This window comes from Streptomyces sp. NPDC005070 (assembly GCF_053600395.1).
On sequence record NZ_JBSFZS010000025.1, the window covers coordinates 32,659 to 46,192 of the forward strand.

The 13,534-nt window shown below is 72.0% G+C and carries 7 protein-coding genes and 1 pseudogene; all 8 read left to right on the top strand.

All coding sequences use genetic code 11. The annotated features are described in order from the left end of the window. Positions 1-400: 400 nt before the first annotated feature. The 8 genes and pseudogenes from ACWEBX_RS11590 to ACWEBX_RS11625 all read left to right on the top strand — a co-directional run bounded on the left by ACWEBX_RS11590 (position 401) and on the right by ACWEBX_RS11625 (position 13,530). Positions 401-1,879, top strand: a complete 1,479-nt coding sequence (locus ACWEBX_RS11590; RefSeq protein ID WP_451884679.1) for a sugar transferase — start codon at positions 401-403, stop codon at positions 1,877-1,879. A 73-nt stretch (positions 1,880-1,952) separates the two neighbouring features. Continuing rightward, positions 1,953-3,269 (top strand): nucleotide sugar dehydrogenase, encoded by a 1,317-nt coding sequence (locus ACWEBX_RS11595; protein WP_451884680.1) that lies wholly within the window; start codon positions 1,953-1,955, stop codon positions 3,267-3,269. Next, positions 3,259-4,520, top strand: a pseudogene (locus ACWEBX_RS11600) (glycosyltransferase family 4 protein). The gene ACWEBX_RS11595 and the pseudogene ACWEBX_RS11600 overlap by 11 nt, the downstream one beginning before the upstream one ends. After that, positions 4,517-5,884, top strand: a complete 1,368-nt coding sequence (locus tag ACWEBX_RS11605) for a Wzz/FepE/Etk N-terminal domain-containing protein (protein WP_451884681.1) — start codon at positions 4,517-4,519, stop codon at positions 5,882-5,884. Before ACWEBX_RS11600 ends, ACWEBX_RS11605 begins: the two are co-directional and overlap by 4 nt. Continuing rightward, complete coding sequence (locus tag ACWEBX_RS11610; protein ID WP_451884682.1) at positions 5,881-7,398, top strand: Wzz/FepE/Etk N-terminal domain-containing protein; 1,518 nt, start codon at positions 5,881-5,883, stop codon at positions 7,396-7,398. Before ACWEBX_RS11605 ends, ACWEBX_RS11610 begins: the two co-directional genes overlap by 4 nt. A gap of 3 nt (positions 7,399-7,401) precedes the next feature. Then, positions 7,402-9,336 carry an asparagine synthase (glutamine-hydrolyzing) gene (gene asnB / locus ACWEBX_RS11615; protein ID WP_451884683.1) on the top strand — a complete coding sequence of 645 codons (1,935 nt, stop codon included), beginning with the start codon at positions 7,402-7,404 and terminating at the stop codon, positions 9,334-9,336. A 25-nt stretch (positions 9,337-9,361) separates the two neighbouring features. Further along, positions 9,362-11,566, top strand: a complete 2,205-nt coding sequence (locus ACWEBX_RS11620) for a bi-domain-containing oxidoreductase (protein WP_451884684.1) — start codon at positions 9,362-9,364, stop codon at positions 11,564-11,566. Then, on the top strand, positions 11,563-13,530 hold the full coding sequence (locus ACWEBX_RS11625; RefSeq protein WP_451884685.1) for an alginate lyase family protein: 1,968 nt from the start codon (positions 11,563-11,565) through the stop codon (positions 13,528-13,530). The genes ACWEBX_RS11620 and ACWEBX_RS11625 overlap by 4 nt, the downstream gene beginning before the upstream one ends. Positions 13,531-13,534 lie beyond the last annotated feature (4 nt).

The window sequence follows — 13,534 nt, forward strand, 5'->3', positions numbered from 1 at the left end:
CGCCCGGAGGGGGACAACCGTCGGCGGAACCGGCACCAAATCTTGAACACAAATTCCACACATCCCCCTCTTCATACCGGCCCTGATGGTCTAGATTGACCGTGCTTCAGCTGTTCGGACATGAGGCGACCAATAATGATCTATAGGTCCGGCGCGAGGAATGCCAGCATTGGCCTCCTCGACGCCAGACGTGGGGGTGGTCGGTCCTTGCAGCCCTGAAGGGTTCGGGTGCGGGGAGCACCCGGGTTCTCGACGGGTTTCCGGACACACAGCGCGGCGCGGGAGGCGGGGGCCTCCCGGGGGAGGAACAGCGCGGCGCGGCGCGGGGGGCGGGGGTGCCTCCCGGGGCGAGAAACAGTGTTAGGCGAACACGTCGAACCACTGGAACCTGGGGGGTTCTGTGCGGCAAGGGGGACTAGTACGTCCGTTTCCGTCTGCGCGCGAGCGTCTGACGGACGGGCCGATGCATCAGCCTGCGACCGACTGGGAGCAGCGGTACCGCCGTACCGTGATCACCAGTGACATGGTCGCCACGGCCTTCGTGGTGGCGTCCATCGGCAACTTCTTCGGTGCCCGGGACGCGGCCAACTGGCATGAGAAGTGGGGCATACTCGCGTTCGGCACCGAGCTGCTGGTACTGGGGGCACTGGCGGTGAGCCGTTCCTGGGCTCCGGCCGTCTTAGGCCAGGGCGCGGAGGAATTCCGCCGGCTGGGACGCTCGCTGTTCGCGGCGACCGTGGTCCTGGCGCTCGGCGGGATCGCCCTCACCTCGCGCAACATCAAACTCTGGATCTTCGTCGCGATCCCCGCGATCGCGATCGTGACCATGACCGTGCGCTATCTGCTGCGTCTGTGGCTGCACAAGCAGCGGAAGGAAGGCCGGTGTCTGCGACCGGTGCTGGCAGCCGGCAGCCCGGCCACCGTGCGCGATCTGGTCACCCGCACCCGCAAGTTCCCGCACCTCGGCTGGCGGGTGGAGGCGGTCTGCACGACGGACGGCCACGGCTTCGACGGTGACCACCTCGACGGGGTGCCGGTCGTCGGCCGGCTGGCGGACGTCGCGAACCATGTGCACCGCGACGGCTACCGCGTCGTCGCGGTCACCCCGGACCCGCACTGGTCGCCGGACCGGCTGCAACGGCTGGCCTGGAACCTGGAGGGCAGCGACGCGGAGATGGTCGTGGCCCCCGTGCTGATGGAGGTGGCCGGTCCGCGGCTGCACGTCGACGCGGTGCTCGGGATCCCACTGCTGCGGGTCAGCATGCCGACCTTCACCGGCGGCCGCCGAGCGGTCAAGGTGGTCGTCGACCGGCTGGGCGCGGCCGTCCTGCTGCTGCTGTTCGCGCCGCTGATGGTGCTCGTCGGCCTGCTCGTGCTGCTGGACAGCCGGGGCGGGGCGTTCTACCGCCAGCGCCGGGTCGGCAAGAACGGCCGCGAGTTCACGATTCTCAAGTTCCGCACCATGGTCTCCGGGGCCCACAAGGCACGTGCGGAACTGGCCGGCCTCGACGAGGGCGCCGGCCTGCTGTTCAAGGTCCGCCGGGATCCGCGGGTGACCCGTGTCGGAGCGGTGCTGCGCCGGTACTCGATCGACGAACTCCCGCAGCTCTTCAACGTGTTGACCGGATCGATGTCACTCGTCGGTCCGCGGCCTCCGTTACCGGAGGAGTCCGCCGCGTACGGCCCGGACATCCGGCGGCGGCTGCTGGTCAAGCCCGGGCTCACCGGCCTGTGGCAGATCAGCGGGCGCAGCGACCTGTCGTGGGAGGAGGCGGTGCGGCTGGACCTGCGGTACGTGGAGGACTGGTCGCTCGCCCTCGACACAGTGATCTTGTGGAAGACGCTGCGTGCGGTGCTCTACGGGCAGGGGGCCTATTGATGCGCGGAGGGTGTCGTCCGGCGGGCACGTGTACGGCAGGCCGCAAGGGTCTGCCCTGGGGGAGGAACGGGTCATGAAGGTCAGCGTTTTCGGGCTCGGTTACGTGGGCTGTGTGTCGGCCGCGTGCCTGGCCGGACAGGGCCACGAGGTCATCGGGGTGGACGTCAACCAGGTGAAGGTCGACCTGGTCAATGACGGCAAGGCCCCGGTGGTCGAGGAGGGGATCGGCGAGCTCGTCGCCGGCGTCGTGGGGAGCGGGGCCTTACGCGCCACCACCGACGTCCGTGAGGCGATCGCGAACAGCGAGGTGTCGCTGATCTGCGTGGGCACGCCCTCGGAGCCCAACGGCAGCCTGTGCACCACGTACTTGGAGCGGGTCACCGAGGAGATCGGTGCCGCGCTGGCCGAGCGGGGCGGCCGGCACACCGTCGTGTTCCGCAGCACCATGCTCCCGGGCACCTGCCTGGACCTGCTGCTGCCGATCCTGGAGAAGTACGTCGGCGGAACGGCCGGCGTGGACGTCGGGGTCGCGGTCAACCCGGAGTTCCTGCGCGAGGGCACGAGCGTGCGGGACTTCTTCGACCCGCCGAAGACCGTCATCGGCGAACTCGACGCGGCGAGCGGCGACGTGGTGGCGGCTCTGTACGAGGGGCTGCCCGGCGAGGTGTTCCGGGTGCCGATCCCGGTGGCGGAGGCGATCAAGTACGCGGACAACGCGTTCCACGGCCTCAAGATCGGTTTCGCGAACGAGCTGGGCGCGGTGTGCCAGGCCCTCGGGGTGGACTCGCACCAGGTGATCGACGTGTTCCTGGCCGACCGCAAGCTGAACATCAGCCCCGCCTACCTGCGGCCCGGCTTCGCCTTCGGCGGCTCGTGCCTGCCCAAGGACCTGCGGAGCCTGGTCCACGCGGCACAGCGGGCCGACGTGTCGGTGCCCATCCTGTCCCACGTGCTGCCCTCCAACGCCGACCATCTGCAGCGCGCTGTGGAGATGGTCGAACGCACCGGCAAGCGCAAGGTGGGCCTGTTCGGGCTGTCCTTCAAGCCCGGCACCGACGACCTCCGCGAGAGCCCGCTCGTCGAACTGGCGGAGAGGCTCTTCGGCAAGGGGTACGACCTGCGGATCCACGACGCCAACGTGAGCCTTTCCCGGCTGCTCGGCGCGAACCGCGAGTACATCGAGACCCGGCTGCCGCACCTCGCGCAGCTTCTCGCGGACTCCGTCGACGAGGTGCTCGAACACGCCGAGGTGTGCCTGGTCGGGACGAAGGACCCGGCCGTGCTGTCGGCGCTGCCCCACGGTGACGGTCCGCTGATCGTCGACCTCATCCATCTCCCCGACGCCGACGCGCGCCGGGCCGAACCGGGATACATGGGCCTTGCTTGGTGAATCGACCAGCGGCGACCGGCCAAGCCGGCGCGCGCTGATCCTGGTGGAGAACCTGTCGGTGCCGTTCGACCGACGGGTGTGGCAGGAATGCACGACCCTGCGCGACGCGGGCTGGACGGTGCACGTCATCTGTCCCCAGGGCAGTAAACGGGACACGGAGCCGGAGGCGGTGATCGACGGGGTGCGGATCCACCGCTACCCGTTGCGCGCCGCCACCGGCGGACCGGCCGGCTATCTGCGGGAGTACGGATCGGCGTTGTGGCACACCATGCGGCTGGCCCGGAAGATCGGTCCGGTCGACGTGGTGCACGCCTGCAATCCGCCCGACCTCCTGTTCCTGCCGGCGCGGTGGCTGAAGCGGCGCGGGGCTAAGTTCGTCTTCGACCAGCACGACCTGGTGCCCGAGCTGTACCTCTCGCGGTTCGGCCGCGGCGAGGACCTGCTCTACCGCGGGGTGTGCGCGCTGGAACGGATGACCTACCGGGCCGCGGACGTCGTGCTCGCCACGAACGAGAGCTACAAGGACACCGCGGTACGCCGTGGCGGCCGGCGGCCGGAGGACGTCTTCGTGGTGCGCAGCGCACCCGACATCGACCGGTTCCACCCCGTGCCGCCCGAGCCGGAGCTGAAGCGCGGCAAGCCCCATCTGCTGTGCTACCTCGGTGTGATGGGCCCGCAGGACGGCGTCGACTACGCCTTGCGGGCCCTCGCGAAGCTGCGCGACGAGGTCGGCCGGACCGACTGGCACGCGGTGTTCGTCGGCGGCGGGGACACCTTCGACGCGATGGTGGAGCTGTCCCGGAAGCTCGGGCTCGCGGATCAGGTGCAGTTCACCGGGCGGATCCCGGACGCGGACCTGGTGCGCTACCTGTCCACCGCGGACGTCTGCCTCTCCCCCGACCCGCACAACCCGCTCAACGACGTGTCGACCATGAACAAGGTCCTCGAGTACATGGTGATGGGCCGGCCGCTCGTCTCCTTCGAGCTCAGGGAAGCCCGCGTCTCCGCCGGTGACGCCGCCGTCTACGCGCCCGCCAACGACGAGGGCGAGTTCGCGCGGCTCATCGCGCTGCTGCTGGACGATCCCGAGAAGCGGGCTCTGATGGGCAAGATCGGCCAGGAACGGATCAGCGGCCCGCTCTCGTGGCGGAACTCGCAGGCGTCCCTGCTCGCCGCCTACGCCGCGGCCTGCGGCGACGACGCTCCGGCGGGCGGCCCGGAACGTGCACAGGGCGGAGGCCGCACCGTTGAACGATGACACGATACGCCTGGTCACGATCGGCCGGATCATCCGTCGGCGCTGGCGGCTCCTCGCCGCGCTCGCCCTGGTGGGCGCGCTGATCGGATACGGCACCTCGCTGCTCTTCCCGCCGCGCTACACGGCGTCGGCGTCGGTCCTGCTGCCCGGCGCCTGGGAGGAACGCGAACTGCTGACCCAGCAGGAGATCGCGACCAGTTCGGTGGTGGTCGACGCGGCGGCGGACGCGCTCCACTGGACCGGCGTCGGCAAGAGCGAGCTGCGGGACCAGGTCGGCGCGAAGACCGCCGACGGGAACATCATCAAGATCTCGGGCACGGCCGACACCCCGGAACGCGCGCAGCGGCTCGCCGACCAGGTGGCCCGGCAGTTCGTCACGTTCGCCGCGCGGGTCGCGGACAACAACACCGACCCCGACACCGCGGCGCAGCGCGAGGCACTGCAGCAGACGGTGACACAGACCAGCAAGCGCATCACCGAGCTGGCCGACGCCGCCGATCCCGGGCAGACCGTGGAGGGCGTGCAGGCCCGCACCGAGCTGGAGAAGCTGCGCACCACGCTGCAGGAGGCCATCAGCAAGCTGGACGAGGCCGACCCCTCCGCCCGCAAGGCCAACATGGTCGTCATGGGCTCGGCCCCCCGCCCCACCGGCGAGGCACCGCCGACGCGGCTCCAGCTCGTCGTCGCCGGGGCGCTGCTGTTCTTCCTGCTCGGAGTCGTCGGCCATCTCACCGCGGCCCGCATGAGCCGTCGGCTGCGCACTCAGCCGGAGATCGCCGCGGCGCTGAACGCGGAACTGCTGGGCACCGTCGACGTTCCCGCCGAGCGGCCCGGGCACCGGCCGGAGAGCGGTGGCTCGCGCTCCGGGATCCGCCGGCTGCTGGGCGTCGACGTCCGCTGGGACATCCCGGCCCCGCAGGCCTCGGGTGACGAGGTCAGCAGACAGATCCGCTACCAGCGGGTGTGCGCCCGTCTGCGGGACCGGCTGCCCGCCCCCCGGCGGCTGCTGGTCCTCGTCCCGGACGGTGACGAGACCGCCCGCCTGGCCGCCGGCCGGCTCGTCGCCGAGTCCGAGGGCGATCCGGCACTGCGGATGGTGGGGGTCTCGGTGTCCCAGCCCCTGGTCCCGGACCGCGGCAGCGAGTCCGGTGCCCTGGTCGTGCTCAGCCCGGGGAACTGGACCGCGGCCGAGCTCGCCGGCATCGCCGAGGCATGCGCGGACGCCCGGCACGAGGTCGTCGGCGTCGTCCTCGCCGGCATGGTCCGCGCCCTTCCGGCGCGGTCCGCCGGCCGTCCCCGGAACGCGGCCACGCCGTTGCTCGCGGTCGGCCACGACGTGAAGGGAAGTTCAGGGTGACGACGAGTACGACAACGGAGTCGTCGGCCGCCGCTCCGCTGCTGGACCTGCAGGCACTGGTGGTGGCGGTGCGCAGACGGCGCCGCTTCTGGTGTGCCGCGGGTCTGCTGGGGCTGCTCGTGGGCGCGGCGGTGGCGGTCCTGCTGCCGGCGCCGCCGACCGCGGTGACCAAGGTGCTGGTCGCGCACCAGGAGGACCAGCCGAACGACCCCGGGACGCTGATCCGCACCGACGTCGCGCTGCTCCAGACCACACGGATCGCCGACCAGGCCCTGAAGTCCCTCCACTCTTCGGAGAAGCCGGAGGACTTCATGCGGGACTACTCGGGGATCGGGCTGACCAACAACCTGCTGCAGATCACGGTGACGGGTGACAGCGACGCGCAGGCGGAGGCCCGTGCCAAGGCGCTGGCCGACGCGTTCGTCACGGACCATGTGAAGCGGATCCGGGCGGCCGCGAACGCCGAGGCCAAGGCCCTGCTCGACCAGCGTGACCGCCTGCAGGGCGAACTCACCAAGGTCAACAAGGCGATCGGGGACGCGTCGGCGCAGAGCGGGCCGACGGCGTCGGCGGACCTGGAGTCCCTCTTCGCCCGGCGGGCCGAACTCACCTCGCGCATCACCGACTTCGGCCAGCGCGCCGCGGAGGCGCGCATCGGCACGCCGCAGCTCATCGCCGGCACACAGATCGTGGACGCCCCGAGCGCGGTGCGCGGCTCCCTGCCCAAGGCCGCCGCCACCAACGGCGCGATCGGACTCGTCCTCGGACTCGTCCTCGGTCTCGCGGTGGCCGCGGTCGGTTCGGTCGTGGCGGACCGCCCCGTGCTGCGCCGGGAGATCGCGTCGGGCCTCGGCGCCTCGGTCATCGCCGAACTGCCCCGCCGGAAGGGCAGGCTGGGGCGGCGCCGACGGGTCCGGGTGGCACGCGAACGGCTCACCACGTCGCTGGCGCGCACCGCGCGCGGCTCCGCGGAACCGGTGTCGCTGCTCGAACTGGGCTGTGCGCGCGGTACCACCGCGATCGCCCTGGACCTCGCCAGGGCGCTGGCGGCGGACGGGCCGGTGGTCGTCGTCGACGGTCTGCCGGGCCCCCAGCTCGCCAAGCGCCGCCCGAAGCAGGGTGACCCGACGGTGGTCAGCGGCGAACATGCCGCGGCCCTGCCGCACCAGGACCGCCGGGTCGGGGTCGGATCGGTGGCGCCCGGCACGGCGTGGACCGACCTCCAGTACCTCGGCACGCGGACCGTGCTCGTCGTACGGGCCGGGCACGGCAGTTCCGCCTGGCTGCACACCGTGGCACGGCAGCTCGCGGACCAGCGGATCGCGGTGATCGGTGTCGTGCTGATCGACCCCGATCCGCGTGACCGGACCGACGGCACGCTGTGGGACGGGCTGAGCACCGCGCTGCGCGGCCAGGACGAGCGGGCGGCCCGGCAGAGCGGGCCGGCCCGGCGGGCGGAGCGGCAGCCGATCTGGGCGGCCCGCGTCCCGGACAGCGACCAGGAGGCACGGTAGGACATGTGTGGCATCGCGGGGACTTACCGATGGCCCGACGGGAAGGCGGTGGCCGACCGGCTCACCGAGACACTCGCCCACCGCGGACCGGACGGGGCGGGCCACTACAGCCACTCCGCCGGTGACGGCGAGGTGCACCTCGGGCACCGCCGGCTGGCCATCATCGACCTGTCCGAGACCGGCGCCCAGCCGATGGTCTCGGGCGGCCTCGTCCTGACGTACAACGGCGAGCTGTACAACGCGCCCGAGCTGCGTGCCGAGCTGGAGGCCTCGGGGGTGCGTTTCCGCGGCACCTCCGACACCGAGGTGCTGCTGGAGGCCTGGCGGCGCTGGGGCACGGACTGCCTGCCCCGGCTGCGCGGCATGTTCGCGTTCGGCGTCTTCGACGAGCGGACCGGTGAACTGACGCTCGCCCGCGACCAGCTCGGCATCAAGCCGCTGTTCCTGCTCCGGCGCGGCGGGGGTCTCGTGTTCGCCTCCGAGCTCAAGGCGCTGGCCGCCGTGACCGGCGGGTCGCTGGAGGTGGACCACGCGGCGCTGGTGGCGTCGCTGCTGTACTACTGGGTGCCGGACTCGCGGTGCGCGTTCCGCGAGGCGGAGAAGCTGCCGCCGGGGAGCTGGATCCGGTTCCGGCCCGACGGCGGGGTGCAGCGCGGCCGGTACTGGAACCTGCGGGAGGTCGCGGCCGAGGGCCGGGACCGTGCCCTCGGCGGCGACCTGCCGGACATCGCCGCCGTCGTCGAGGAGTCGACCCGGCGCCATCTGCTCTCCGACGTGCCCGTGGCGACCTTCCTCTCCGGGGGGCTCGACTCCAGCTATCTGACCGCGCTGGCGGCCCGCGACCGGCCCGGGATCTCCGCCTACACGATCGGGTTCCGGGCCGAGGACGCCAAGTTCGAGGCGATGCCGGACGACCTGCGCTATGCCCGGCAGGTGGCCGAGCAGTTCGGCGTCGACCTGCACGAGATCGAGATCGCCCCGAACGTGCTCGACCTGCTGCCGCAGATGACACATCATCTGGACGAGCCGATCGGCGACCCCGCCGCGATCAACACCTTCCTGATCTGCACGGCCGCCCGGGAGGCCGGGGTCAAGGTGATGCTCTCGGGGATGGGCGCCGACGAGCTGTTCGCCGGCTACCGCAAGCACCTGGCCAACCTGATCGCGCTGCGCTACCAGCGCGTCCCGCGGCCCCTGCGGCGCGGCGTGTCCGCGGCCGTGGACCGGCTGCCGGTCGCCTCGGCCCGCCGCGGATACCGCTCGGTGCGCTTCGCGAAGCGGTTCCTGTCCTTCGCCGATCTGCCGGAGGAGACCGCGTTCCGGCGCAGCTACACCATGTACGACCGGGACGAGCTGCTCGCCCTGATCGATCCGGACCTGGCGGGGACGGTCGAGGACGTGCTGACCGAGCACGCGGACGTCTACGAGGACAACGACCTCGACGACTTCGTCAACCGTATGTGCCTGGGCGACGCCCGGATGTTCCTGCCGGGTCTGAACCTCGCCTACACGGACCGGTCGAGCATGGCCGCGTCGACCGAGGTGCGGGTGCCGTACGTCGACGTCGAGGTGGTCAAGGCGGCGTTCGCGGTGCCCGGTGACCGCAAGATCGTCAAACGGCAGGGCAAGGCCGTCCTCAAGGAGGCGGCCGCCTCGGTCCTGCCGCGGGAGATCGTGTACCGGCCCAAGGGCCTGTTCAGCGCCCCGCTGCGGGCCTGGATGAGCCGGGATCTGGCGCCGCTGGTGCGCGAGGTGGTGAACGACGGCGAGCTCGTCCGGTCCGGGCTCCTGCGCCGCGACGCGCTGGCGCGCATGGTCGCCGAGGACGCCGCCGGGCAGCGGGACTTCTCCAAGCATCTGTGGCACGTGCTGACCCTCGAGTACTGGTATCGCGGCGCGACCTCCGGGGCCGGCCAGCACTCTCCCGTGAACGCGTAGAGACAGTAGAGACAAGAGGACTTCGGTGAAACAGGTCGTACAGAACTACAAGAGCGGTGAGCTGGCGCTGCTCGACGTGCCGGTGCCGGGATGCAAGCCGGACGGTGTGCTCGTACGGAGCGCCTACTCGCTGATCTCCACCGGCACGGAGCTCATGAAGGTCTCCGAGGCCGGCATGTCGATGCTGGGCAAGGCCCGCTCCCGGCCGGACCAGGTCGCCAAGGTCATGCAGAGCGTCGCCACCAACGGGGTGCCCGCCACGTACCGCAAGGTGATGGGCAAGCTGGACTCGTACACACCGCTGGGCTACTCGCTGTGCGGGGTGGTCGAGCAGGTCGGCGCCGGGATCGACGACGTGAAGGTCGGCGACCTGGTGGCCTGCGCCGGCAACGAGCACGCGCTGCACGCCGAGTTGAACTGGGTGCCGAAGAACCTCTACGCCCCGGTGCCGGACGGTCTCGCGCCGCGGCACGCGGCCTTCGGCACCGTCGGGTCGATCGCGATGCAGGGTGTCCGCCAGGGCGAGTCGCGGCTCGGCGAGGTGGCGCTGGTCATCGGTCTCGGGCTGATCGGGCAGTTGGTCGTGCAGCTCCTCACCGCCTCGGGCGTCCGTGTCGTCGGCGTCGACCCGGACCCGGCGCGCTGCGAGCTCGCCGAGCGCCTGGGCGCCGCGGCCTGCGGCGATCCCTCCTCCGCGGCCGTGGAGAACTCCGTCGCCGAACTCACCGGCGGCCACGGCGTGGACCAGGTGTACCTGGCGGCCGGCGGCGGCAGCAACCAGCCCGTCGAGCTGGCCGCCCGGCTCTGCCGCGACCGCGGGCGGGTCGTCGACATCGGCAAGTGCCGCCTCGACCTGCCGTGGAACGCGTACTACGAGAAGGAGCTCGACGTCCGGTTCTCCCGCAGCTACGGACCCGGTCGCTACGACCCGGAGTACGAGCTGGAGGGGCGGGACTACCCGATCGGCTATGTGCGCTGGACCGAGCGCCGCAACCTGGCGTGCTTCCTCGACCTCGCCGCCCGCGGCAGCGTCGACGTGGAGCCCCTGATCTCCCACATCGCCGACTTCGACGACGCCGTCGAGACGTACCGGAGCCTGAAGGAAGGCGAACTGAAGGCCGTGGCCGTGCTGTTCCGGTACCCGGAGCAGGCCGCGGAGACGGACACGCCGGAAACCCCGGTCAAGGCACCGGTGCTGACCGTGCCCGCGGTGAAGCGGAGCGGCGGCGAGGGATCCGCGCCGGTCCGGGCCGCGAAGACGCCGGTACGCCTCGCGTTCGTCGGCGCGGGCAACTACGCCACGTCGATGCTGCTGCCGCATCTGACGCGGCGCGACGGCGTCGAGCTGTCGACGGTCGTCACCACGACGGCGCTGTCCGCGGCCAACGCGCAGCGGAAGTTCGGCTTCGCCGAGGCGACCACCGATCTCGACGCCGTGCTCGGCGACAAGTCCATCGACGCGGTGTTCGTGGTCACCCGGCACAGCTCGCACGCCGAACTCACCCGGCAGGCCCTGCTCGCCGGAAAGACCGTGTTCGTGGAGAAGCCGCTGGCCCTCACCGAGGAGGAGCTGGCCGGGGTGCTCGCGGCGGTGGAGGAGTCCGGCAACGACCGGCTCCAGGTGGGCTTCAACCGCCGGTTCTCGCCGCTCCTCCAGGAGGCCAGGAACCAGTTCGGCGCCCGGACCGGTCCGGCGAGCCTGCGCTATCTGGTCAACGCGGGCCGGCTCACGCAGGGAAGCTGGTACCTCCAGCAGGGCACCGAGGGCTCGCGGTTCGCCGGCGAGGGCGGACACTTCATCGACACGGCGAGCTGGCTGCTCGACGCCGATCCGGTCTCCGTGTACGCGGTCGCCTCGTCCGGCAACGAGGACCTCCAGATCGTCCTGCGCTACCCGGACGAGTCCACCGCCACCATCAGTTACGTCACCACGGGTGCGCCCGGCTTCCCCAAGGAGACGCTGGACCTCGTCGCGGACGGCAAGGTGCTGCGGCTCGACGACTTCGTCCGTGCCTCTGTCTACGGCCGCAAGCGGTGGGTCAGTTCGCGGCTGCCGAAGGCCCGGGACAAGGGCCAGTCGGCCGAACTGGCCGCGTTCGTCAAGGCCGTTCGGACCGGCGGTCCGATGCCGGTGCCGCTGGAGTCGCTGGTCGCCACCACCGCGGCCACCCTCGCCGTGCAGACCGGCCTGGCCGGCGGCGCGCCGGTGACGTTGGCGGCGACTCGATGACCATGAGCGCGGGCTGGTACCTGCGCCGTCTGTCCCGGATGGGCCCGCGGGAGGTCGGCGGCCGGGCGGGCGACGCGGTGCGCAGGCGGCGGTGGCGTGCGGCGCCGCCGGACTGCCCGGGCGTGACCGGCGCCCGGTTCACCGCGTCGCTGCCCGCGGGGACTCTCGCCGCGGTGCCGCCGGACGCCGCGAAGCGTCTGGTCGCCGAGGCGGACCGGCTGATGGACGGGCACGCCGAGTTCTTCGGGGTGGAACGCGACGACCTGACCGACCCCGACTGGTCGTACGACCCGAAGACCGGACGCCGGGCTCCGCAGGTGTACGCCTTCGACGTGCCGTACCGCGACGAGGACGCGGTCGGGGACATCAAGCAGATCTGGGAGCCGTCCCGGCACCAGTACCTCACCGTGCTGGCCGCCGCCTACGCGGTCACCGGGGACGAGCGGTACGCCGAGCGGGTGGCCGGGCATCTGCGGTCGTGGTGGGAGGCCAACCCGCCGCTGCGCGGGGTGCACTGGACCAGCGGCATCGAGCTGGGCATCCGGCTGCTGTCCTGGGTGTGGGTCCGCCGGCTGCTCGACGGCTGGCAGGGCGCGGCCGCCCTCTTCGAGGACAACCCGGTGGCGCTGAACCAGATCTGGCACCACCAGCGCTGGCTGGCCGCCTTCCCCAGCCGCGGGTCCTCGGCGAACAACCACGTCATCGCCGAGACCGCCGGGCAGTTCGCCGCGGCCTGCGCGTTCGGCTGGTTCCCCTCCTCGGCTCGCTGGCGCTCCGACGCCCTGCGGTCGCTGGAACGGGAGCTGCGCGGCAACACGTTCCTCTCCGGCCTCAACCGCGAGCTGGCCACCGAGTACCACGGCCTGGTGCTCGAACTCGGCCTGGCCGCGGTGGCCGAGGCGGACGCGGCGGGCGTTCAGGTCCCCGCCACGGTCCGGCTCGTGCTGCTGCGCATGACGGACGCGCTCGCGGCCGTCGTGGACAACCGGCTGCGGCCGCCGCGTCAGGGCGACGCGGACGACGGGCACGGTCTGATCGTGGACGGCGCGGGCACCGACCGCTGGGCCTCGCTGCTCGCCACGGGGGAGGCCGTGTTCGGCCGGCTCGACTGGTGGCCGGCGGTGACCGGCACCGACGTGCGCACCCCGCTGCTGGCCGCGTTCATCCAGCCGTACGCGAGGAAGGACACCGCACCGGCCGTGTCCCGCCCCGCGGAACGGCCCGCCCATTTCGCCGACGCGGGCATGACCATCCTGCGCGGGCCGGAGGAGATCTGGGTCCGCTGCGACGGGGGCCCGCACGGATTCCTGTCCATCGCCGCGCACGCCCACGCCGACGCGCTGTCCGTTGAGGTCCGGCACGACGGGGTCGACGTGCTCGCCGACCCCGGCACGTTCTGCTACCACGGGCAGCCCGAGTGGCGGCGGTACTTCCGCTCCACCCTCGGCCACAACACCCTGGAACTCGACGGCGGTGACCAGTCCGTCTCCGGCGGCCCGTTCCTGTGGACCCGGCACGCCCGCAGCCGCGTCCTGGTCGCGGACACCTCCGGTGCCCCGGCCGGGGGGACGTCCCGCTGGTGCGCCGAGCACGACGGCTACCAGGACTCGGTGCACCGCCGCCTGGTGGAACTGGCGGCCGGGAGCCGGGAGCTGACCGTGTTCGACGAGGTGCGCGGCCCGCACCGGGACGTACGCCTGGCCTTCCACCTCGGTCCCGCGGTCACCGCGGAGCTGGAGGGGAACCGGGCGCGGCTGACCTGGGCCGGCGACGGCGAGGAGCGCTCCGCGGAGCTCGACCTGCCCGCGCGGCTGAACTGGCAGGCGCACCGCGGCGAGAGCGAACCGCCGCTGGGCTGGTACTCCGCCGGCTTCGGGCGCAAGGAACCCGCCACGACGCTGGTCGGCACCGGCGTCGCCGACGGCACGCAGGGGTTCACCACCGTACTCAGGTTCCACGGCTAGGGAG